Here is a 22200-nt window from a genome sequence, read left to right as displayed (position 1 = left end):
GTTCGCCGAACCGCCGGGCCAGCGTTTCCTTCAGGGAGTCCGGGTTCGTATGTGCACGGGTCCCGTGACCCGCGCGCCGCCGCGACCGTGGAGGACCTGCTCGACCTGGTACGGATTGCGCGCCCGGAACTCCTCGTGCGCACCGCCTACCTCGACCACGCCGCCCCGACGCTCCCTGCGGCGCTGTCGGGACTGGCCGAGGCGGTGGTGCTGCCGCTGCTGCTCACCGAGGCCTACCACAGCCGGGTCGACATCCCCGGCGCGCTGGCCGAGGCGACGGCCCGCCGGCCCCTGCTGCGCGTGCACGCGGGCGCCACCCTGGGCCCGCACTCGCTGCTGGTCACCGCGCTGGAGCGGCGTCTGGCCGAGGCGGGGGTGGAGCCCGGCGAGACGGGCACCGCCGTGGTGCTGGTCTCGGCCGGCTCCAGCGACCCGCGGGCCAACGCGACGATCGCCCAGGTCGCCGGAGACTGGTCCGCACGGCGCGGCTGGCGGTCGGTGAGCGCCGCCTACGCCTCGGCCGCCGGTCCCACCCCGCAGGAGGCGGTGCTGCGCCTGCGGCGCTCCGGGGCCGCCAGGGTCGTCATCGCCCCCTACCTGCTGGCCCCGGGCCACTTCGCCGACAAGATCCGCCGCGAGACGCTGGCCGCGGGCGCCGACGTCGTCGCCGACGTGCTGGGCGCCGCCCCGGAGCTCGCGACGGTGCTGCTCGAACGCTACGACCGGGCCGCGCACCGGCAGCAGGTGCTCGCCACCGCCTGAACCCCACCGTAACCCCACCGTGCCCGGCTCCGCAGCTCAGGAACCCACGAGGGGGCTCGGGGACCTCACGAGGAGGCTCAGGGCACGCTCGGGGGTGCGGTGGCCTCGCCCTCGCAGCGCAGCAGGACCACCTTCCCGGTTCTCGGGTCCACCTGGCGCACGTTGTCCTGGCAGGTCGAGGAGATCATCTCCCGCACGCTGACCGACCACTTCAGCGGGAAGGGTTTCGCTTCGCTGAGCTGTGCCTCCCAACCGTCGAAGTAGTCGTCCATCCCCTCGAGCAGCATGTTGATCGTCTTGCCCGTGCTGTCGATCTCGCCGGGCAACACGACCGCGGACACGACCCGCTCCCCTGCCTCCAGAATCTCCATGCCCTTGATCGCTCCGGTGCTCCGGTCCTCCTGGAAGATCTCCATGGTGAATCCGTCGGGACCGGTTCCGCAGAGCTGCCTTCTGGGAGGGCCGTCATCGATCCAGACGATCGCCCGCCGCAGCGGTCCTGAGCAGTGGAGGTTCACCGTCGCCGGGCCGGTCAGGGATCCGAGCCGGAGTTGCTCACGTGTCCCACCGGTCTTGTAGCCGCGGGTCACGACCTCGCGCCCCGGGTAGGGCCCTCCCAACGGCCGTGACGTGGTCGGTGTGCCGGCGGACGGCTGGGCCATGACGCCGGTCCAGACGTCGGCCTCACTCGCCGTACCGCCGCCCAGGGGCACGTTGAGTGCCACCGCGACGGTGAGGGCGGCCGCGGCCGCCGCACCGGCCGCGCCCCGGCGACGGCGTCTGATCGCGCGGACCCGCCGGTGGACGTCGGCGACGGTGACGCCCCCGCTGTGGCCGTCGTCTCCGTCTCCGGTCAGGATCTCGCGCAGTTCGAATTCGGTGATCGTCATCTCAGCTCCCCGTGGTGATCGCGGCGGTCGCGGGATCGATCCGCAGTTTGCGCAGTGCCCGGCTGGCCTGGCTGCGCACGGTCGGCACCGAGCAGCCGAGGATCTCGGCGATCTGCTGGTCGGGCAGGTCGGCGAAGTAACGCAGCACGATCACGGCCCGCTGCCTGCCGGGAAGCCCGGCCAGGACCTGCCTGACCGCCTCCCGGCCGGCCACCGCGTCCTCCGCGGCCTCGTCCGGTGTCTCGGGGAGGTCCGCGCTCGGCACCTCCCCCCGCCACCTGCGCCGCCACCAGCTGGCATGGGTGTTGGCCAGGATGCGGTAGACGTAGGGGTCCGGATCGTCGCCCACTCTCCGCCAGGCGAGCCACGCCTTGGCCAGGGCTGTCTGCAGCAGGTCCTCCGCCGTGCCCCAGTCGCGGCACAGCAGGTAGGCGGTCCGCAGCAGGCGGGCCGAGCGCTGCTCCACGTAGCGCTCGAAGTCGGCCCGGTCTCGCATCGGGGGATCCTCCCTGCTCGGTGTATGTCACCGAGCACTACGCTCCGGGCGCCCCGAGACGTTGCACGCGTCCGGAGACTCACCCGCCGGGGGCGCGGGGAGAAAACCCGGACGGGGACAGCGGCGGCCGAGCGCACGGCCACGCGGCCCAGAGGGGCCCAGAGGGGCCCAGCCCGGGAGTGGCACGGGCGACACGTAGCAGGTGAACGCGGGGCAGGTGAGAGACCGCGCGGGTAGGGGGCGGCCGTCAGTGGCCGGGCAGCCGGGGAGGCCTGGGGGGCCTGGGATGGTGCGCTGAGCTCCAGGGCTGAGGGGGCGGGTGGATCTGGTGGGGGCGTGCCTCACCGGGCAGCTCGCCGCGCATCTGGTCCCACTGCTCCCGCCAGGCGGCCCACTTCTTCTTGAGGGGCTTGGCCCGCGAGTCTCCGACCACCTTGATGTCCCCCATGAGGACATAGGCCTTGACCCGGACGATCGGCACGTTCGTGCCCGGGGGCGCCTCGATCACCTGGACCTTCTTGTCCCCCATGATGGCGATGCCGTCGAGCTCGACGTCCACGCCGTCCGGGACGATGATCTTCACGTCGCCCATGACCGCGGTGGCCATGATGTCGACCACCCCGGTGCGGACCTCGGCCTGGCGCAGGTCCAGCACGACGTCGCCCATCACGGCGACGGCACCGAGCGGTTTGTCGATCCGCCATGTGCCGCGCCGCTTGGAACTGCCCATCACCGCCACGAACCAGCGTCGCGCCGCCCCGCCCCGCTCGGCCTCAGCCGGAGGATAGGCGGGGGCGGGCGCCGGGTGGCCACCTGGCAGGTCCGCGGTGAGCACGGCCAGCTCGGCCTGGGTGAGGGCGGTGTAGGCCGCCTCGGTGCGCTCGGTCAGCTCGCCGAGGGTCAGCCGTCCCTCGACGGAGGCGACCCGCAGCCATTCGACGGCGGCCTCCCGCTCGGCGTCCGAGACCCGCATTTCCCCGGGATCATTCATGACTCACAACATATCGCGAGTTGTCGGAATAGAGGATCCCCAGAAGGTAGGAAGCGCGGTGCGCCTGAAGAAGGAGGCCAGGCCTGCTGACGCCCCCACACCGGGCACCGCGTCCACCATACGGCGGCGCGGGGCACCGCGTCGGGCGTCGCGGCCGGTGTACGGCCTCCTCTCCCAGGCAGGCAATAGGATCCGTAGGCATGTACCGAGAACTCCTGGACGCGGTGGCGGGTAACGACGCCGAGCGGGTCGAGCGGCTGCTGCAGAGCGGGACGAGCGCCGACCCCGGCGGCACGGAAGAGCCCACCGCCCTGTACCTGGCATCGAGCGCGGGGCGCGTGGCCGTCGTGCGCGCACTGCTGGCCCACGGAGCCGACCCCAACCGGATCAGCGGCGGACAGGACGCGGGGCTGCCCCTGTGCGCCGCCTCGGCCTGGGACCGCGTCGAGACCGTGGAGGCACTGCTGGCCGCCGGGGCCGACGTGTCCGGGCGGGAGGCCGACGGGTGGACCGCCGTGCTCTGGGCCGCCGCCAACGGGCGGGCCGATGCCGTCCGTACGCTGCTCGCGGCCGGGGCGGACCCCGAGGACGCCAATGAGGGCGGCGACACCGCGCTCACCCTGGCCACCCGGCGCGGCGCCCTGGGTGTCGTGCGCGCGCTGCTGGAGGCCGGCGCCGAGGCCGACCGGCCCGACGGCGACGGCGACACGCCGCTGTCCATCGCCTACGACTGGCTCGGCACCCAGCTGGAGAGCGCGCTCCTTGAGCAGGTCACCGAGCAGGCCCCCGAGGGCTCGCAGTTCGTCGTGGGCCGCAGCCGGGCCACGGACGGCACCGACCTGGTGACCGTCGCGGCGGTGGGCCCGGACGGGACCCGCGTGGCCGAGCTCACCTGCCAGCGCGGGCACGCGGCCGTCGCGACCCTGCTGGAGGACGCGACGGGCGAGCGACTGCCCTTCGACGAGATGGTCGAGCGGGCGATGCCCTACCGCGACATCGACGAGGAGGCCGAGACCTGGTGGACCGTGGCGAGCTCGCTGAGCCGGCGCGGCGACGGCGAGACCTTCGACGCGGCGGCGCGGCTGTGCGCGAGCGAGGACCCGCGCAAGCGGGAGTTCGCCGTCGACGTGCTCGCCGAGTTCGGCTTCACCGAGGACGAGAAGCCCTTCCTGGAGGAGACGCTGCCGATCCTGCGGCGGATGGCGGCCACCGAGGGCGACGAGCGGGTGCTGCGCTCGGTGCTCGGCGCGCTCGGCCACCACGCCGACCCGCGTGCCCTGCCCGAGGTGCTGGAGATCATCACCTCCGACGGCTGGACCCGCACCCAGGCCGACCCCGCCGCGCTGGCCGCCGTCCTGCCGGCCGGCCACGCCGAGGGACTCGCGCTGCTCATCTCGATGACCGAGGACCCCGACGCGGAGGTACGCGACTGGGCGACCATGGGCCTGGCGGGTCTGGCGCAGGACAGTGAGCCGATCCGCGACGCGCTCGCCGCCAGGCTCGACGACGAGGATCTGAACACTGTCGCCGAGGCCACCCGCGGCCTGGCCACCCGGGGGGACGCCCGCGCCCAGCGGGGCGCCGACCGCGTGCTCGCCGAGAGCGACGAGGACGACGACTACGTCCGCGACCTGGTCAAGAACCTCTGAACCGCGAGCCGTACGCGCGACTCCGCCCGGCCGGTGCCGGGGCGGAGGACGCGTACGGCGAGGGGCGTTCCCGGAGACCGCCCCTCCAAGTCCACGCGAAAGCCGGACATAGCACCACAATTAAGTGCACCAACCCTCCGGAGGGATGTTGAGATAGGTACAGGAGCCGGCGACGGGCCGGATGAGTTCACCGGAGGCCCCACGTGACCCATGACGTCTTCAACCAGGCAGATCCGCTCACCGGGCACGACGTGTCCGCCGACGCCGCCCTCATGGACGGCGTGGACCGGGAGGGCGCGGGATGGGCCACGGGGGAACTGCGCAGGCTCGGCCTCCTCGCCGGTTCCGAGCAGGCCCAGGAGTGGGGACGGCTGGCGAACGAGTATCCGCCCGTGCTGCACACCCACGACAGGTACGGGCGGCGGATCGACGAGGTGGAGTTCCACCCCGCCTGGCACGAGCTGATGACCGTCGCCGTCGGCAACGGCATGCACGCCACCCCGTGGACGAGCGCCAGGCCGGGCGCGCACGTGGCCCGCGCCGCCAAGTTCTATCTCTGGAGCCAGGTCGAGGCGGGGCACGGCTGCCCGATCTCGATGACCTACGCGTCGATCGCCGCGCTGCGCCACAGCCCGGTGCTCGCCGCCGAGTGGGAGCCGCTGCTGGCCTCGCGGAGCTACGACTTCGGGCTGCGCCCGCCGCTGGGCAAGCGCGGCGTGCTCGCCGGGATGGCGATGACCGAGAAGCAGGGCGGTTCCGACGTGCGGGCCGGCACCACCCGCGCCGAGCCGCTGAGCGATGGAAGCTACCTGCTGACCGGGCACAAGTGGTTCAACTCCGCCCCGATGTGCGACGTGTTCCTGGTTCTCGCCCAGGCCCCCGGCGGGCTGTCGTGCTTCCTGCTCCCCCGGATCCTGCCGGACGGCACCCGCAACGCCGTCCAGCTGATGCGGCTGAAGGAGAAGCTGGGCAACCGGTCCAACGCCAGCGCCGAGGTGGAGTACCACGGCGCGACGGCCTACCTGGTGGGCGAGGAGGGCCGGGGCGTGCGGACCATCCTGGAGATGGTCAACATGACCCGGCTGGACTGCGTGATCGGCTCCGCGGCCGGCATGCGGTACGGCGTCACGCGGGCGGTCCACCACGCCAGGCACCGCGCCGCGTTCGGCAGGAAGCTCGCCGACCAGCCGCTGATGCGCAACGTGCTGGCCGACCTGTCCCTGGAGTCGGAGGCGGCGACCGTCCTGATGACGCGGCTGGCCGGCGCCACCGACCGGGCCATCGCCGGGGACCGGGCCGAGGCCGCGCTGCGCCGCACCGCGCTGGCCGTGAGCAAGTACTGGGTCTGCAAGCGCGCTCCGGCGCACGCGGCCGAGGCGCTGGAGTGCCTGGGCGGCAACGGCTACGTCGAGGAGTCGCAGATGCCCCGGCTGTTCCGCGAGTCGCCGCTCAACGGCATCTGGGAGGGCTCGGGGAACGTCGCGGCGCTGGACGTGCTGCGCGCCCTGGGCCGCGAGCCCGAGGCGCAGGAGGCGTTCTTCGCCGAGGTCTCGCTCGCCTCCGGCGCCGACCGCCACCTGGACGCCGCCGTCGACCGTCTGCGTAAGTCCCTGGACGACACGACGGACATCGAGGCCCGCGCCCGGCGTGTCGCCGAGGACATGGCCCTGGTGCTGCAGGGGTCGCTGCTCGTGCGGCTGGCGCCGACGGCCGTCGCCGACGCCTTCTGCGTCTCCCGGCTGTCCGGCGACGCGGGTCGCGCCTTCGGCACGCTCCCCCCCGGCCTGGATCTGGACGTCCTCGTCGAGCGCGCCTCCTACTGACCCGTCCCCGGCGGGCGTTGCGGGGCCGTTCGGGCATTGGCTCCGGGGAGGCGAGTAGGGTCGGTCCTGGTTGACTCTTCATGATCGAAAGGATGATCGCCATGGCGACGACACGTACCGCGACGACCCAGTGGAAGGGCTCGCTGATGGAGGGCGCGGGCAGCGTCTCCCTCGACTCCTCCGGGGTGGGCACGTTCGATGTGTCCTGGCCCTCGCGCGCCGAGCAGGCGAACGGCAAGACCTCTCCGGAGGAGCTCATCGCGGCCGCGCACTCCTCGTGCTTCTCGATGGCCCTGTCCCACGGGCTGGCCCAGGCGGGCACCCCGCCGCAGACCGTGGAGACCAAGGCCGACGTGACCTTCCAGCCGGGTGAGGGCATCACCGGGATCGTCATCTCGGTCCGCGCCCAGGTCGACGGCCTGACCGCCGAGCAGTTCCAGGAGGCGGCCGAGAAGGCCAAGGCGAACTGCCCGGTGAGCAAGGCCCTCGCGGGCACGACGATCAGCCTCAACGCCGAGCTGCTGAGCTGATCACGGCCGGCCGCCCACGGTCATGACCGATCACGACCGACCGGCCACGATCGGGCTGATCACGGTTGAACCGCTCACCGGGCGGTCACCACCGGGGTGATCACCGCACCGTCCGTGACCATGCGTGCCCCACAGGGCACACATGGTCACGGAGGGTCACGGACGGTGCGCCGAAAGACTGGGACAAATCTCCTCAACGCCACCTTAAGGTGACAAGGGCGAGAACACCCTGCACAAGGGGGCCCGACCAGAGGAGAATAGGGGCACATGCGTGAAGTCTGGCCAGGAGAGTCCTATCCGCTTGGCGGCACCTGGGACGGGGTGGGCGCCAACTTCTCCCTGTTCTCCGAATCCGCCGAACGCGTCGAGCTCTGCCTTTTCGGCGACGACGGGCACGAGGAACGCGTCGAGCTGACCGAGGTCGACGGGTTCGTCTGGCACGGCTACCTCCCGGGGATCATGCCGGGACAGCGGTACGGCTACCGCGTCCACGGTCCCTACAACCCCTCTCAGGGGGACCGGTGCAACCCCTCCAAGCTGCTCCTCGATCCCTACGCCAAGGCCGTCGAGGGCGACCTGAGGTGGAACGAGGCGCTCTTCTCCTACCGGTTCACCGATCCCGGCAGCCGCAACGACACCGACACCGCCCCCTTCATGCCGAAGAACGTGGTGGTCAACCCGTTCTTCGAGTGGGGAAACGACAGGCCGCCCCGGACCCCGTACCACCAGACCGTGATCTACGAGGCGCATGTCCGCGGGCTCACCATGCGCCACCCCGCGGTGCCCGCGGAAAAGCGCGGCACCTACGCGGGACTGGGCCACCCCGCGGTCATCGACCACCTGCTGAGCCTGGGTGTCACCGCGGTGGAGCTGATGCCGGTGCACCAGTACGTGCCCGAGCACGCGATGGTCGCCAGGGGCCTGACCAACTACTGGGGCTACAACACGATCGCCTACCTGGCCCCGCACGCCGCCTACTCCGCCTCGGGCCAGCGCGGCGAGCAGGTGCAGGAGTTCAAGGCGATGGTACGGGCGCTGCACGAGGCGGGGATCGAGGTCATCCTCGACGTGGTCTACAACCACACCGCCGAGGGTGACCACATGGGGCCGACGCTGAGCTTCCGTGGCATCGACAACAGGGCGTACTACCGCCTGCACGACGGCGACCGGCGCTACTACCTCGACTACACCGGCTGCGGGAACTCCCTCAACGTCCGCTCGCCGCACGCCCTCCAGCTGATCATGGACTCGCTGCGCTACTGGGTCCTGGAGATGCACGTGGACGGCTTCAGGTTCGACCTGGCCTCCGCCCTCGCCCGCGAGCTGCACGACGTCGACCGGCTGAGCGCCTTCTTCGACCTGATCCAGCAGGATCCGGTGATCTCCCAGGTGAAACTGATCGCCGAGCCGTGGGACGTGGGGCCCGGCGGCTACCAGGTCGGCAACTTCCCGCCGCTCTGGATGGAGTGGAACGGCAAGTACCGCGACAGCGTCCGCGACTTCTGGCGCGGCAGCGGGTCCGCGCTGCCCGAGTTCGCCTCCCGGCTGACCGGCTCCGCCGACCTCTACGCCACCTCGGGGCGCCGCCCCGTGGCCTCCATCAACTTCGTCACCTGCCACGACGGGTTCCCCCTGACCGACCTGGTCTCCTACGACCGCAAGCACAACGAGGCCAACAAGGAGAACAACCGCGACGGCACCGACGACAACCGGTCGTGGAACTGCGGGGTCGAGGGCCCCACGGAGGACCCGGGGATCGTGAGCCTGCGCAGGCGCCAGCGCCGTAACTTCCTGGTCACCCTGTTCATCTCCCAGGGCGTGCCGATGCTGCTGGCCGGTGACGAGTTCGGCCGGACCCAGGGCGGCAACAACAACGCCTACTGCCAGGACAACGAGATCTCCTGGATCGACTGGTCGCTGGCCTCCGGCGAGGCGGACCTCCTCGACTTCGTCAGGAGCCTCTCCAAGCTGCGGCGCGAGCACCCGGTATTCCAGCGGCGCCGCTTCTTCCACGGCCACAAGGCCGACGACGGCACCCGCGACATCGTCTGGCTCACCCCGTCGGGAGAGGAGATGTCGGCGAGCGACTGGCACACCGGCTACGCCAAGTCACTGGCCGTCTTCCTGAACGGCGACGCCATCACCGAGCCGGGCACCCGCGGCGAGCGGATCACGGACGACTCGTTCCTGCTCCTGATCAACGCCCACCACGAGGAGATGATCTTCACCCTCCCCGAGGCGAGGTACGGCAAGCGGTGGCGGCGGGTGCTGGACACCGCCGACGAGGGGACGGAGCTCCTCTCGCCTCCGCAGGAGTCCTGGCCGGCCGAGAGCGCGGTGGAGGTGACCGCCCGCTCGGTGCAGATCCTGCACTGCGAGCGGGCGTAGGGCCGGCCGCTCGCGGCCTTCAGGCCCCTGACGCGATCGCGGCGGTGAGCAGGACGAGCACGAACGTCGCCACGCCGGCCACGCCGTGCAGCACGACCGCGACCATGGGGAAGCGCTGCTCGGCGCCGCGGGCGTGGCGTCCGCCGCCCAGCCAGCGGGTGAACATGGTGAAGCCCAGCAGCGCGGAGAGCGCGAGGACTCCGAACGACAGCCAGGCGAAGGCCGGCTCCAGGGTGCGTACGTACACGATCCAGCAGGCCAGGGCGGACACCGCCAGGGCCGGATGGGCGAAGATGAGCAGCGCGGGAAAGCGGGTGACCTTGGTCGCCTGCTGGCGGAGCCCTCCCCCGGAGAGCCACAGGTACAGCAGGTAGATCCCGACCATCGCGGTGATCAACCATGTCACGATCGTGACCAGCCCCACACAGCCCTCCCGTGTCTCCCGGAACGAATCATGTACCGGGAGCCGCCCCGAGTCACCCCAGCCCTCAGATCCAGTATCGAACGCTCCGGGAGAACTCACAGGTCGTTTCCATGCGAAGGTAGGAGAATGCGCCTTATTCACCCCGAGACCTCGGACGAGGTCGACCTCGTCCGTGCCTACGCCTACCCGGCCGGCCCCTGCCTGCGGATCAACATGGTCGCCAGCGCCGACGGCGGTACCTGGCTGAAGGGACTGTCGGGCGGGCTGTCCGGCAGGGGCGACCGCCAGGTCTTCTGGACGTTGCGCGGGCTGGCCGACGTCGTCGTGGCCGGTGCGGCGACCGTGCGGGCCGAGGGGTACGGCCCGGCACGGCCCAGGCCGTCGTGGCAGGGGCTGCGCGAGGGCCGCCCGGCCGCCCCGCCGGTGGCGGTGATCACTCGCGGGCTCGACCTCGACCTGTCGGGCCCGCTGTTCACCGAGGCGGAACCGTACGCCCGGACCATCGTCATCACCTGCGGGGCCGCCCCCAAGGAGCGCCGCGAGGAGGCCGCCAGGCGTGCCGAGGTGATCGTGGCCGGGGGCGAGCGGGTGGATCCGGTGCTGGCGATGGCGGCGCTCCGCGAGCGCGGCCTGAGCCGGGTGCTCTGCGAGGGCGGCCCGAAGACCAACGCCCAGCTGGCCGCCGCGGACCTGGTCGACGAGCTCTGTCTCACGGTGAGCCCGCTGCTGATCGGCGGGGACGCCGCCCGTGCCTTCGACGGCCCTCCCTCGCTCACCCCCCTGCGCCTGGCCCACGTGCTGGAGGACGAGGGGTTTCTCTTCACGCGGTATGTCCGGCGAGACGAGAAGGCCGGAACCCTCTAGCGCCGGAGGTCCCGGCGTTCCATGATTCATGTGGACATACCTCTAGAGAAACGATATATCTCGACCATGGAACGATCATCCTCCTCCGGTGACGAATTGCGCGCCTCGCTCGAGGCTCGCCGGGACCTCGGACCGGAATACGAAGACTCCCTTGTCGAGGGTTTCCTGGAGAAGATGGACCGGGAGATCGACAAGCGGGTGGACGACCGGCTCGCCGACCGCGCCCGCAAGGAGAGCCCCGCGGTCCGTCCCTCCCTGGACGCCGGGCAGCGGCTGGCGCTGGCGATCGTCTCCCTGGCGACCGGGATACCCGCGACGATCGGGCTGGCCTTCTCCGGCCTGGGCGACTCGATCCTCGCGTTCATCCTGGTGCTCGTGTGGGTCGGCATCATCAGCGTGAACCTGTCGTTCGCCCTCGCGCGGCGGCGCCAGGGCTGACCGCCGCCGCCCGCTTCCACTTCCACGTCAAGCAAGCGTACGCTTGGGCAAGTTTCCGGTACGGCTGACGCGGGAGTGATGAGTGGACGAGTACCGCAATCTGATCGGCGGCCGCCTGGTGGCCGCGGCCGACGGCCGCACGCTGGACTCCGTCAACCCCGCCACCGGCGAGGTCTGGGCCCGAGTCCCGGCGAGCGGCAGGGCCGACGCGGAGGCCGCCGTCGCGGCGGCGCGCACGGCCTTCCCCTCCTGGTCCGCCATGCCCGCACTCGGCCGGGCGCACTTCCTGCGCGCGGTGTCGGAGGTCTTCGCCCGGCACGCCGAGGAACTGGCCAGGATCGAGACCAGGGACAACGGGCGCATCCTGCGGGACACGCTGAAGAAGGACCTGCCCGGTATGACCCACCTGTGGCAGATCGCCGCCGGGCAGGTGCTCGACGCGGTCAAGGGCGAGACGGTGATCCTCGGCCCGGACAGCCTGGGTCTCACCCGTCGCGAGCCGTACGGGGTGGCGCTCTGCGTCATCCCGTGGAACTCCCCCATCTCGACGTTCTCCGCCAAGGCGGCCTACGCGCTGGCCGCGGGGAACACCGTGATCGTCAAGCCCGCCGAGCAGGCCTGCGCCTCGGTGCTGCGCCTCGGCGAACTGCTGGCCGAGGTGCTCCCGCCCGGCGTGCTCAACATCGTCAGCGGCCTCGGGGAGGACGTCGGCGACCCGCTGGTCAGGCATCGCGGGGTCAACAAGATCAGCCTCACCGGCTCCACCCAGACCGGGCAGGCGATCACCCGGGCCTCGGCCGACCACCTCAAACCGCTGACGTTCGAGCTGGGCGGCAAGTCACCGAACATCGTGTTCTCCGACGCCGATCTGGACGCCGCCGCTCAGGGGGTGACCGTCAACTCGGTCTACACCGGCAACGCCGGACAGGTCTGCGTGGCCGGGTCCCGCATCCTGATCCACCGGCCGGTCTGGGACGAGATGATCGGGCGGATCACCGCCATCGCCTCGCACGTCCGGCTGGGCGACCCACTCGACATGGCCACCACGATGGGCCCGATCGTCTCGGCCGGGCAGTACGAGCGGGTCGCCTCCTACCTGGAGATCGCCGAGAAGGAGGGCGCCGAGCTGGTGTTCGGCAGCCAGACGGGGGCCGACGTGGTCCCGTCCATGCCCGGCGGCTACTGGGTGGCCCCCACCCTGTTCACCACCTCCGACAACGCGCTGCGCGTCTGCCAGGAAGAGATCTTCGGTCCGGTGGCCGTGGCCATCCCCTTCGACACCGAGCAGGAGGCTCTGGCGATCTCCAACGACTCCCCCTACGGGCTCGCCGCCGGCGTGTGGACCCGCGACCTCGGCCGCGCCCACAGGTTCGTCCGCGACCTGCAGAGCGGCACCGTCTGGGTCAACACCTTCCGCCAGATGCCCCCGGGGCTGCCGTTCGGCGGCGTCAAGGACTCCGGGTACGGGCACGACGCCGTGCTGGAGTACACCAGGGAGAAGGCCGCGATCATCCACATCTGACCGGAGCCGTGGGCCGCCCTGCCCGCCCTGAAGATCAGGGCCCGTCGTTCAGGTGCGTGCGGCCGACCAGCCGAGGTGGGGAGTTACCCGGTCGAGCAGGCCCGGCAGGGCAGGGTGGAGCTCTGCCGGGACGTCCCCCTCGCCGAACCAGGTCAGGTTCCCGATCCGGTCCGGCTCCGCCAGGGTGACCTCCGAAGGGTCGATGAGCACCGCGAACTGCACCGACACCCAGTGCGTCGCCACCTCGCCCGAGGTCCGCCGGACGTTGGCCACGCCCACCTGGACCAGTTCCAGGGCGGTGGCGCCGAACTCCTCGGAGACCTCGCGCCGGACGCACGCCTCGAAGTCCTCGCCGAAGGCGAGCTCTCCCGCGCCGGAGTCCCACACCTCGCGGCTGTCCCTCGCCCCGGGACCCCGAAGGTGCAAAAGGACCCTGCCCTTGCCGTCATGGCAGACGAAGCTGCAGCTGACCCCGATGTAGGAGCGCCCAGCCGGGCGGGAGTCGACGGAGGGCGGATCGTCACTGTGGTCGACCAAGGAAGTTCGTCCCAAAGGAGCCGGAGGTGGATCGCGAGCGGCGGCTCGCCACGTGGAGGCAACCCTACAGAACGAGCCGGAAGCCGGGCGGAAGGGCAGGTCCGCCCCGGAGCCGCCACGGCGGCGGGACCGGGCACTCGACGGGGCGGACCGTATGACCACCTGCCTCATGCCCACCGGGCCCAGGCGCTGGCGCGCCACCCGGACGGCGGCATTCCGGCCGGCCCGCGGAACGTGGGCGACCGGGCAGGTGATCTCACCCCTCAACGGGAAGGTGAACCACCCTCCACACTTTTAAAGACGCCAAAACGGTCATCAAAGGATGCTTCGCTCGTCAAGATTTTTCCGAACGGGGCAACCCCGGGCCTCGCCCCTCCACACGCCACGGCGACCGCATAGGCTGATGTGATGGACAAGGTGGTAAAGAGCGACGCCGAATGGCGCGTCCAGCTCTCTCCCGAGGAGTTCCGCGTGCTTCGCCAGGCCGGGACAGAGCGCCCCTTCACCGGGGAGTACGTCGACACCAAGACCGTGGGCGTCTACAGCTGCCGGGCCTGCGGCACCGAGCTGTTCCGGTCCGACACCAAATTCGACAGCCACTGCGGCTGGCCGAGCTTCTACGAGCCGTCGAAGTCCGACGCGGTGACGCTGATCGAGGACCGCTCGATGGGCATGGTCCGCGTCGAGGTCCGGTGCGCGACCTGCGACTCACATCTCGGCCACGTGTTCCACGGCGAGGGCTACGGCACGCCCACCGACGACCGCTACTGCATCAACTCCGTCTCGCTGAGGCTGGAGCCCGCCGAGTAGGCCACCGCGTCGCGATCCGGCCGGTCCGCGGCGCGCGGAGACAGCCAGATCGGTCCATCCCGGAGGTTAGTGAGGCGCAGGAAGGGGCAGAGCGACCTCACGCAAAGTATTCACAGATCTCCGTAGCGTGTCTGCCCAAGGAGCCCCCGTGCATCTCCGCCACAAGTGGGAGATCGTTGAGACCATCGGCCGGGTGATCACCCAGCGCTGTTCGATCTGCGGCAGGACCAGGGTCCGGGTGACCCGGCCCGAGCACCGCGCGGACTAGCGCTTCGGCTTGGGGTAGGTGACGCGGCAGTCGGGGTCGTCAGGGCCGAGGACGTTGGCCAGGACCGGGTTGCCGTTCTCTCCGAACTCGGCCTGGACGAAGACCACGGGGCTGGGCATGCCGAGCTCTCCGACGAGATAGTCGACGCCCGCCTCGCACAGCTTGATCGCCTGCTTCGAGTTGTCCGCCGATTCCGGCAGGTCCGTATATATCCGTAGATAGCCACCGACCATTCGGATATCCCTGACCCGCTTGGCCACCTTGCGGCTCTCGAAGTAGGCCAACGCCTTCTTGTCGGTATGCTTGGAAGGCCCCGACGCCTCGGCCTCACTGTCCTTCTGGCGCTTCTTCTCCGCCTTGGCGGACTTCGCGTCCTGGTCGGCGCCCCCCTTGCTCTTCCCGTCCAGCTCGGCGGCCACCACCGCGCCCGCCACGGGGTCCCCCTGCGGCGCCGCGGCGGGCGGACCGCCGGAGGCCGGCACCCGAGCCGCCTCGCCCCCCGGAGCCGTCTCCCCGGAAGACCACACCCCGCTCACCGCGAACGCCCCCACCACCAGCGCGGCGGCGCCCACCGAGACCTCAAGGAGCCGTGAGCGAGACTTCTTTCTCCGACGTCCCCGAGTACGCCGCCTGGACCGTGCCAGACCTTCGCCCCTTTTCACCCTTGGCCTCACATAGACAGGTGATTTTCCACGAGTATGACAAAGGCAAGGGATGGCAAAGAGACCTACGCGGGATTATTTTCGGCGGGCCGCCACAGGAGACACGCCCTTCATCTCACGGAGCAGGAGTCCCGCCGCCGACCGGACTCCGCGGCGACGGGCCCCCGGAGGCTACGGCAGCGCGGCGATCAGCTCGCTGGGCGGCTTGCGGACACCGGTGTAGAAGGGGATCTCCACTCGGGTGTGCCGCCGCGCCTCCGCACCGCGCAGGGTGCGCATCAGGTCGACGATGCGGTGCAGTTCGTCGGCCTCGAACGCCAGCATCCACTCGTAGTCGTTCAGCGAGAAGCACGCCACCGTGTTGGCACGCACGTCCGGGTAGTCGCGAGCCATCTTGCCGTGCTCGGCGAGCATCCGGCGGCGGTCCGCGTCGTCCAGCAGGTACCACTCCAGGGAGCGCACGAACGGGTAGACGCTCACGTACGCACGAGGCTCCTCCTCGGCCAGGAAGGCCGGGATGTGCGACTTGTTGAACTCGGCCGGACGGTGCAGCGCCATGGCCGACCAGACCGGCTCGGACAGCCGCCCCAGGCCGGTACGGCGGAAGCGGGAGTAGGTCTCCTGCAGGTCCTCGGAGGTCGGAGCGTGCCACCAGAACATGAAGTCGGCGTCGGCGCGGAAGCCCGCCACGTCGTACAGGCCGCGGGTGACCACGTCCTTGCGCTCCATCTGGGCCAAGAGCTCCTCGACCTCGGCGGCCATGCCCTCACGGTGCCCCGGGCAGCGCTCGCTCAGTTTGAAGACCGACCACATCGTGTAGCGGATCACCTGGTTCAGGTCTCGTGCCTTGGGCCGCGGGTTCCCGTCCGTCGTCCTCACCCCTTCGTCAGCAAATCGGTTCTGTCCTGCCATTCTCCCGTGGGGTCCAGGTGGTCGAGAATCCGGGCTGCCGCGGTGCGGGCCGTGGAGACACAGGCGGGGATGCCAAGGCCGTCGTAGGCGGCGCCGCACAGCGCCAGCCCCGGCGAAACGGCGGCGGCCGCCCGGATGCGCGCCACCCGGTCGAGGTGACCCACCTCGTACTGTGGCAGGGCACCGCCCCAGCGGGTCACCCGCGAGTCGCGGGGCAGCCCGCGCACGCCCATGACCTCGACCATCTCGGCCATCGCCAGCGCGACCAGTTCCGCGTCGTCGCGCTGGAGCACCGCCTCCTCGCCGAGCCTGCCGATCGAGCAGCGCAGCAGGACCAGGTTGGGATCGGTCTCCGCCAGGTGCGGCCACTTGACCGAACTGAACGTGGCGGCCTTGATCGGGCGCCCGTCGACGGCCGGAACCAGGTAACCGCTGCCGGACGGCGGCCGGGGAAACGCCTCCCGCGGGTAGGCGAGGGTGACGACGGCCATGCTGGCGTACTCGATCCTGGCCAGCTCCGCGGCGGCCTGGGGCACCTCCTCCGTGAGCAGCCGGCTCGCCGCCGGAGCGGGAACGGCGATGATCACCGCGTCGGCCTCGATCGTCTCCGGCTCCCTGGTGGGTCCGGCCACCAGCTTCCAGCCGCCCTCGGTCCGCCGCAGCTCCCTGACCATGACGCCGGTCCTGATCTCGGCCCCGGAGGCGGCGGCGACGGCCTCGGGGAGGCTGCCCATCCCCCGGCTCAGGGTGGTGAAGACCGGCCCCGCGTCCTTCGGGGCGTCCGCGGCGATCTCCCCGGCCGCGGCGAGCAGCGACCGCTCGGTCCTGGCCGCGATGGCGATCCCCGGCATGGTCGCGTCCAGCGAGAGCCGCTCGGTCCTGCCCGCGTAGACACCGCCGAGCAGCGGCTCGACGAGCCTATCGACCACCTCGCCGCCCATCCTGGCCCGGATGTAGGCCGCCACCGACACGTCGGTGGTGACCCGCGTCGCCGGGAGGATCCGGTCCAGCGCCACTCTGGCCAGCCCCCCGGGGGAAAGGATCCCCGACCTCGCCAGCGCGAGAGGGTCGGACGGCACGCCCATGACGTGCCCCTTGGGCATGGGCCGCAGCGCGCCCCGGGTCAGGATGGCCGCCTGGGTGGTGCCGGGGAGCCGCAACTCCTCGCCCAGCCCGACCATCCTGGCCAGTTCCTTGCCCTCGGGCCGCCGGGCGAGCATCGCCTCGGCCCCCGCGTCCATCGCGACGCCCGCCACCTCGGTGGCGTGCAACTTGCCCCCGACCCGCGGGGCGCCTTCGAGGACGGTCACCCGTAGGTTCTCGCCGCCCTGACGCAGATGCCACGCGGCGGCCAGTCCGGCGATCCCGCCGCCGACGACCACCACATGCCTCCGGTTGCCTTCCATGACTCCTGACCGTACCGGTCCACCCCTGCGGTCCCGTCTCCCACCTCGGCGCCCCACCCTCCCCGTGACCCGACGGCGCGCAGAACGTGACGCCATCGTGACTGCCCCGCACCGAACTCCGCCACCGCACCCGCCGTCATGAGATTCATGAGCAGATTCCGGTACGGCCCGCGCCTGGCGGTCTTCTTGACGGGCCTGACGCTGTTGGTGTCCGCCTGCGGCGGGGGTTCTTTGCAGTCCACGTCCTACGAAGGAGCGGCGGCACCCGCGGCCGACATGCAGGCGAGCAGCCAGGCCGACGAGGCGGTTCCGCAGAGCGCGGCGAAGGCCGAGGGCGGCGGCTCCCCGCAGGCCGGCCAGGTGAAGATCGTCCCGCAGGACCGGGCGATCGTCTACACCGCGGAGATGACGATCAGGGCGAAGGAGGTCACCGCGGCGGCCGACCGGGCACGGCAGATCGTCACCACCGCGGGCGGCTACCTGGCCATGGAGAACTCCGACGCCCACTCCGACGGCGAGGGCTCCGCGACGCTGGTCTTCAAGATCCCGCCGGGAAACTATCCGGGCACGCTCGACCGCCTGGGCAAGGAGCTGGGCACGCGCGAGTCGCTCCGGCAGAACACCGAGGACGTCACCGAGCAGGTGGCCGACGTGGAGAGCCGCCTGAAGTCGGCCAAGGCCGCGCTCGACTCCCTGCGCACGCTGCTGAAGCGGGCCAACACCATCGGTGAGGTGCTCAAGGTGGAGCGGGAGGTCTCCAACCGCGAGAGCGAGCTGGAGTCCCTGCAGGCCAGGCAGAAGACCCTCGCCTCGCAGACCAGTGCGGCGACGCTGACGCTGAACCTGGTCGGCCCGGCGGCCGTGGTGCAGAAGAAGGAGGACGACGAGCCCGCCGGCTTCCTCGGCGGCCTGCGGACGGGCTGGAAGGCTTTCGTCGTCGCCGTCAAGCACGGCCTGACGCTCCTGGGCGTGCTGCTTCCCTGGCTGATCGTGATCGTCCCGGCCTGGCTGCTGACCGCCTTCCTGCTCCGCCGCAGGAGGAACGGGGAGCGGCCACTCGCCGCGGGCTCCGAGGACCCGGAGCCCGATCCCGACGAGGAGCCTCTCCCCGCGAGTGATCCTCGGGGAGACGACGAACCCGAGGGAGCGGACGGGCCGGTGCCGTACGAGCGCCCCTAGTCCCGGGCGAGTGGTGCCGGTGCCGGTGCCGGCACCGGGGACGGTCAGCGGGCGGAGGCCTCGTGGACGAAGTCGGTGAGGCGGGCCAGCTGGTCGGGGTCGGTGTTGGGCAACACGCCGTGCCCCAGGTTGAACACGTGTCCCTCGGCCTTGGCCGCGCGGGTGAGAATGTCGCCCGCGCGGCGCTTCACGACCTCCCACGGGGCGAGCAGGATCGCCGGGTCCAGGTTGCCCTGCAGCGCCTTGCCCGGGCCGACCCTCCGGGCGGCCTCGTCGAGCGGGACTCGCCAGTCGACGCCCACCACGTCGGCCCCCGCCTCACCGAGCAGGCCGAGCAGCTCTCCGGTGCCGACGCCGAAGTGGATCCGCGGCACGTCCAGACCGGCCAGGCCGTCAAAGATCCGGCTGGTGTAGGGGAGGACGAACTCGCGGTAGTCGTCGGGCGACACCGCGCCGACCCAGGAGTCGAAGAGCTGAACGGCGGAGGCTCCCGCGGCGAGCTGCACGCGCAGGAACCCCAGGGTGATCTCGGTCAGCCGATCCATGAGGGCGTGCCAGAGGCCCGGCTCGCCGTACATCATGGCCTTGGTGTGGTCGTGGTTCTTGGAAGGGCCGCCCTCGATGAGGTAGGAGGCCAGGGTGAAGGGGGCTCCTGCGAAACCGATGAGCGGGGTCGCGCCCAGCTCCTTCGTCAGCGCCTGGACCGCCTCGGTGATGTAGGAGACGTCGTCCGGCTCGATCGGGCGCAGCGCCTTGGCCGCCCTGGCATCCCTGATCGGCGCGGCCACCACCGGGCCGATGCCGGGCTTGATGTCGAGGTCGACGCCGATCGCCCTGAGCGGGACGACGATGTCACTGAAGAGGATGGCCGCGTCCACGCCGTAGCGGCGGACCGGCTGCATCGTGATCTCCACGACCAGGTCGGGGGTGGCGCAGGCCGTGAGCATCGGCACCCCCTCGCGGAGCGCCCGGTACTCGGGCAGCGAGCGACCTGCCTGGCGCATGAACCACACCGGTGTGTGGGATACGGGCCGGCGGCGGCAGGCGCGCAGGAAAGCGGAGTCGGCGGGCTCGGAAGTCACCCCACCAGGGTGCCATGCCCGGTGACCGGTCGGCTCACCACGGTCGCTGACCGGCGAGATCAGCCCGAAATCACCAGTTATTCAATGAGATTGCACCTCACACCACCCTGGCGCCGTCAAGTGATGACAACGATACTGTCTTACCGGTTTCGAGAGCTTCGTCCACTGAAATCCGATGTTGACACCAGCCGGATGGCGCCGCACGGCACGAAGCGATCATGTTTCCGGGTACAGTTCCTCCCATCGGTGATCCTGGACCGGCCCCCGGCTGGTCCAAATGTTCGCCAAGTCACCGCGCGGCATCGATTCCTGCACCACTTTGGGGACACGCCGAGCACGCTGCGCGGAAATGTCGGCGCGACGTGCCAACGTCGGACCACGACCCGACGAAAGGCCCGTGCGATGTCCACCATGTGGAGTTCACCCGAACGTCGCGGTGAGCACCGTGCCTCCTGCGCCCGCGTGCGGATTCCCGAACGACAATCCCGCCCCGTCGATCACGGTCGGCCTGAACGCCCGGAACGGACCGGCGCCGAGCGCGGTCACACGTTCCTCCCCGAAGTCTCCCACGGCGAGGTCACCCCCGCCCTCCACAGGCCGTCGGCAGCGTCTTGATCGGTTCCAATGGCTCCTACACATATCCCAGTGGTCCCCATGCGATCAGTTTCGACCTACGCTTCCGATATGACCGTCGGTGACGCGCCGCCCGCTCCCGCCGCCTTCAGGCGCGCGGTGGCGAGCATGCGCCCCGCGGAGGTCAGACCCGAGATCGAGCTGGAGGACATTCCGGCGCCGCAGCGCCTGGCCCCCTACTCGGCCGCGATCGGCGCGTCGGTGTACCGCGACGACGACGAGCTCGCGGTCGGCCGCCTCATCGTGCTCTTCGACCCGGACGGCCAGCGCGGCTGGGACGGCCAGTTCCGGCTCGTCGCCTACGTGCGGGCCGACATGGAGCCGGAGATCACCGAAGACCCGCTGCTCGGCCCCGTCGCGTGGAGCTGGCTCACCGAGTCACTCGACGCGCACGGCGCCGGCTACGCCGCCGCCGGAGGCACCGTCACCAGAGCGGTCTCCGAGGGCTTCGGCAACAAGGCCGAAGACCCGGTGACCACCGAGCTGGAACTGCGTGCGTCCTGGTCACCGCTGCAGGAAGACCTCTCCGGCCATGTCGCCGCCTGGTGCGATCTGATGTGCCTTGCCGCGGGCATACCACCCCTGCCACCCGACGTGGCGGCGCTGCCGCCGCGCCGTCGCGAGGATCCGGAGCCCTTCAGAACGTGACCGATGAGACGACCGTAATTCCACTGCTGGAGCCTCGTGAGGGAATCCCACCCGTCATCGAGGACTCCGCCTCCCTCGCGCGCGTGGTGCGCGCCTTCGCCGAGGGCACCGGCCCCGTCGCCGTCGACGCCGAACGCGCCTCGGGCTACCGCTACAGCGGCCGCGCCTACCTGGTACAGCTGCGCCGCGCCGGCGCGGGCAGCGCCCTGATCGATCCCATCCGCTGCCCCGACCTGTCCGAGCTCGACGCGGCGCTGGCCGACGCGGAGGTGGTGCTCCACGCCGCCTCCCAGGACCTGCCGTGCCTCGCGGAGGTGGGCTTCCACCCGCGAGAACTGTTCGACACCGAGCTGGCCGGCCGGCTGCTCGGCTACGAGCGGGTCGGTCTTGGGCTGATGGTGGAGAACGTCCTCGGTTTCAGGCTGGAGAAGGGGCACTCGGCCGCCGACTGGTCGACCCGCCCGCTCCCCGAGGACTGGCTGCGCTACGCCGCGCTCGACGTCGAGGTCCTGATCGAGCTCCGCGACGTCCTGCACGAGGAGCTGAAGTCCAGCGGCAAGCTGGCGTGGGCGCAGGAGGAGTTCGCCTCCGTGCTCGCGCACAAGGCGCCCGCCCCGCGCTCCGACCCGTGGCGGCGCACCTCCGGAATCCACAAGGTCCGCTCGCTGCGCGGGCTGGCGGTGGTACGGGAGCTGTGGACGCTCCGCGACGGGCTCGCCCGCGAGTCCGACGTCGCCCCCGGCCGTGTCCTGCCCGACTCGGCGATCGTCACCGCCGCCCTGGAACTGCCCCGCACCACCAAGGCGCTCACCGAGATCCCTCCCTTCACCGGCCGCAGTGCCCGGCGGCACCTGCGCGACTGGCTGGCCGCGATCGGCACCGCCCGCTCGCTGCCCGACTCGGAGTTGCCGCAGCCCAGCACCCCCGGCGACGGGCCCCCACCGGCCAACCGATGGATGGACCGCGATCCGGTGGCCGCCCGGCGGCTGGCCGCGGCCAGGACCGTGGTCGCCGCGCTCGCCGACGAGCACCACATGCCCGCGGAGAACCTGATTCAGCCCGACGCCGTGCGCCGCCTGACCTGGGAACCGCCGGCCGTCATCGACGACGAGACCGTCACCGCCCGGCTGCGCGAGCTGGGCGCCCGTGAGTGGCAGATCGGGCTGACCGCCCATCCGATCGCCAAGGCTCTGATCCGCCTGGAGCTCAAGGGCCAGGCCTGATGAACCGGCCGATGCCCTTTACAAAGTAGATCATTGGAACGACGTCATCCCCTGTGCGGGGCC

At 71.1% G+C, this 22200-nt stretch carries 22 protein-coding genes; 12 read left to right on the top strand and 10 right to left on the bottom strand.

Features of this window, described 5'->3' with window-relative positions:
- The first annotated feature begins 51 nt into the window (after positions 1 to 51).
- Entirely contained in the window at positions 52 to 762 is a 711-nt protein-coding gene (locus ABZ260_RS21230) for a sirohydrochlorin chelatase (protein WP_355620166.1), read from the top strand.
- 77 nt (positions 763 to 839) lie between these two features.
- Here the strand turns inward: ABZ260_RS21230 and ABZ260_RS21225 are convergent, their stop codons facing one another.
- The 3 genes from ABZ260_RS21225 to ABZ260_RS21215 form a co-directional block, all read right to left on the bottom strand.
- Positions 840 to 1652, bottom strand: coding sequence for a hypothetical protein (locus ABZ260_RS21225; protein ID WP_355620163.1), 813 nt, complete (start codon positions 1650 to 1652; stop codon positions 840 to 842).
- Position 1653: 1 nt separating this feature from the next.
- A complete protein-coding gene (locus ABZ260_RS21220; RefSeq protein WP_355620160.1) occupies positions 1654 to 2148 on the bottom strand; it encodes a SigE family RNA polymerase sigma factor in 495 nt (164 codons plus the stop codon).
- 247 nt (positions 2149 to 2395) lie between these two features.
- Positions 2396 to 3139: a DUF1707 domain-containing protein gene (locus ABZ260_RS21215; protein ID WP_355620157.1), complete on the bottom strand. Its 744-nt coding sequence runs from the start codon at positions 3137 to 3139 to the stop codon at positions 2396 to 2398.
- A 200-nt stretch (positions 3140 to 3339) separates the two neighbouring features.
- Here ABZ260_RS21215 and ABZ260_RS21210 point away from each other — a divergent pair, with 200 nt between their 5' ends.
- From ABZ260_RS21210 to glgX, 4 genes are all read left to right on the top strand, one after another.
- Positions 3340 to 4788 (top strand): ankyrin repeat domain-containing protein, encoded by a 1449-nt coding sequence (locus tag ABZ260_RS21210; protein ID WP_355620155.1) that lies wholly within the window; start codon positions 3340 to 3342, stop codon positions 4786 to 4788.
- 203 nt (positions 4789 to 4991) lie between these two features.
- Entirely contained in the window at positions 4992 to 6611 is a 1620-nt protein-coding gene (locus ABZ260_RS21205) for an isovaleryl-CoA dehydrogenase (RefSeq protein WP_355620152.1), read from the top strand.
- A 101-nt stretch (positions 6612 to 6712) separates the two neighbouring features.
- On the top strand, positions 6713 to 7141 hold the full coding sequence (locus tag ABZ260_RS21200) for an OsmC family protein (protein ID WP_343967483.1): 429 nt from the start codon (positions 6713 to 6715) through the stop codon (positions 7139 to 7141).
- 267 nt (positions 7142 to 7408) lie between these two features.
- Positions 7409 to 9529, top strand: a complete 2121-nt coding sequence (gene glgX, locus ABZ260_RS21195) for a glycogen debranching protein GlgX (protein ID WP_355620149.1) — start codon at positions 7409 to 7411, stop codon at positions 9527 to 9529.
- 19 nt (positions 9530 to 9548) lie between these two features.
- On the opposite strand, the gene ABZ260_RS21190 is transcribed toward glgX, so the two are convergent.
- Positions 9549 to 9953, bottom strand: coding sequence for a hypothetical protein (locus ABZ260_RS21190; protein WP_355565498.1), 405 nt, complete (start codon positions 9951 to 9953; stop codon positions 9549 to 9551).
- Between the two features lie 126 nt (positions 9954 to 10079).
- Here ABZ260_RS21190 and ABZ260_RS21185 point away from each other — a divergent pair, with 126 nt between their 5' ends.
- The 3 genes from ABZ260_RS21185 to ABZ260_RS21175 all read left to right on the top strand — a co-directional run bounded on the left by ABZ260_RS21185 (position 10080) and on the right by ABZ260_RS21175 (position 12777).
- The gene (locus ABZ260_RS21185) at positions 10080 to 10817 is read left to right on the top strand and encodes a pyrimidine reductase family protein (RefSeq protein WP_355620146.1); all 738 of its coding nucleotides are present in this window, start codon (positions 10080 to 10082) and stop codon (positions 10815 to 10817) included.
- Between the two features lie 66 nt (positions 10818 to 10883).
- The gene (locus ABZ260_RS21180; protein ID WP_355565492.1) at positions 10884 to 11255 is read left to right on the top strand and encodes a hypothetical protein; all 372 of its coding nucleotides are present in this window, start codon (positions 10884 to 10886) and stop codon (positions 11253 to 11255) included.
- Between the two features lie 82 nt (positions 11256 to 11337).
- Positions 11338 to 12777 carry an aldehyde dehydrogenase family protein gene (locus ABZ260_RS21175; protein WP_355620143.1) on the top strand — a complete coding sequence of 480 codons (1440 nt, stop codon included), beginning with the start codon at positions 11338 to 11340 and terminating at the stop codon, positions 12775 to 12777.
- Positions 12778 to 12825: 48 nt separating this feature from the next.
- Here ABZ260_RS21175 and ABZ260_RS21170 read toward each other — a convergent pair whose 3' ends face one another.
- Positions 12826 to 13314, bottom strand: coding sequence for an NUDIX domain-containing protein (locus tag ABZ260_RS21170; protein WP_355620140.1), 489 nt, complete (start codon positions 13312 to 13314; stop codon positions 12826 to 12828).
- A 408-nt stretch (positions 13315 to 13722) separates the two neighbouring features.
- Between ABZ260_RS21170 and msrB the strand changes: the two genes are divergently transcribed.
- Complete coding sequence (gene msrB, locus ABZ260_RS21165) at positions 13723 to 14124, top strand: peptide-methionine (R)-S-oxide reductase MsrB (protein ID WP_343967498.1); 402 nt, start codon at positions 13723 to 13725, stop codon at positions 14122 to 14124.
- Positions 14125 to 14388: 264 nt separating this feature from the next.
- Here the strand turns inward: msrB and ABZ260_RS21160 are convergent, their stop codons facing one another.
- From ABZ260_RS21160 to hemG, 3 genes are all read right to left on the bottom strand, one after another.
- The gene (locus ABZ260_RS21160; RefSeq protein WP_355620137.1) at positions 14389 to 14964 is read right to left on the bottom strand and encodes a hypothetical protein; all 576 of its coding nucleotides are present in this window, start codon (positions 14962 to 14964) and stop codon (positions 14389 to 14391) included.
- 261 nt (positions 14965 to 15225) lie between these two features.
- On the bottom strand, positions 15226 to 15867 hold the full coding sequence (gene hemQ, locus ABZ260_RS21155; protein WP_355620169.1) for a hydrogen peroxide-dependent heme synthase: 642 nt from the start codon (positions 15865 to 15867) through the stop codon (positions 15226 to 15228).
- 62 nt (positions 15868 to 15929) lie between these two features.
- On the bottom strand, positions 15930 to 17372 hold the full coding sequence (gene hemG / locus ABZ260_RS21150; RefSeq protein WP_355620134.1) for a protoporphyrinogen oxidase: 1443 nt from the start codon (positions 17370 to 17372) through the stop codon (positions 15930 to 15932).
- A 147-nt stretch (positions 17373 to 17519) separates the two neighbouring features.
- Here hemG and ABZ260_RS21145 point away from each other — a divergent pair, with 147 nt between their 5' ends.
- Positions 17520 to 18551 (top strand): DUF4349 domain-containing protein, encoded by a 1032-nt coding sequence (locus tag ABZ260_RS21145; protein WP_355620131.1) that lies wholly within the window; start codon positions 17520 to 17522, stop codon positions 18549 to 18551.
- Between the two features lie 44 nt (positions 18552 to 18595).
- Here the strand turns inward: ABZ260_RS21145 and hemE are convergent, their stop codons facing one another.
- A complete protein-coding gene (gene hemE / locus ABZ260_RS21140; protein ID WP_355620128.1) occupies positions 18596 to 19633 on the bottom strand; it encodes a uroporphyrinogen decarboxylase in 1038 nt (345 codons plus the stop codon).
- Positions 19634 to 20053: 420 nt separating this feature from the next.
- Positions 20054 to 20179 (bottom strand): hypothetical protein, encoded by a 126-nt coding sequence (locus tag ABZ260_RS21135; protein WP_350917080.1) that lies wholly within the window; start codon positions 20177 to 20179, stop codon positions 20054 to 20056.
- A gap of 138 nt (positions 20180 to 20317) precedes the next feature.
- Between ABZ260_RS21135 and ABZ260_RS21130 the strand changes: the two genes are divergently transcribed.
- Positions 20318 to 20914: a DUF3000 domain-containing protein gene (locus ABZ260_RS21130; protein ID WP_355620125.1), complete on the top strand. Its 597-nt coding sequence runs from the start codon at positions 20318 to 20320 to the stop codon at positions 20912 to 20914.
- A complete protein-coding gene (locus ABZ260_RS21125; RefSeq protein WP_355565461.1) occupies positions 20911 to 22137 on the top strand; it encodes a ribonuclease D in 1227 nt (408 codons plus the stop codon). Before ABZ260_RS21130 ends, ABZ260_RS21125 begins: the two co-directional genes overlap by 4 nt.
- Positions 22138 to 22200 lie beyond the last annotated feature (63 nt).

It is taken from the genome of Streptosporangium sp. NPDC006013 (assembly GCF_040614275.1).
GTDB lineage: Bacteria > Actinomycetota > Actinomycetes > Streptosporangiales > Streptosporangiaceae > Streptosporangium.
The sequence above is the reverse complement of the archived record's forward strand: the minus strand, read 5'-3'. Positions and strand labels throughout refer to the sequence as shown.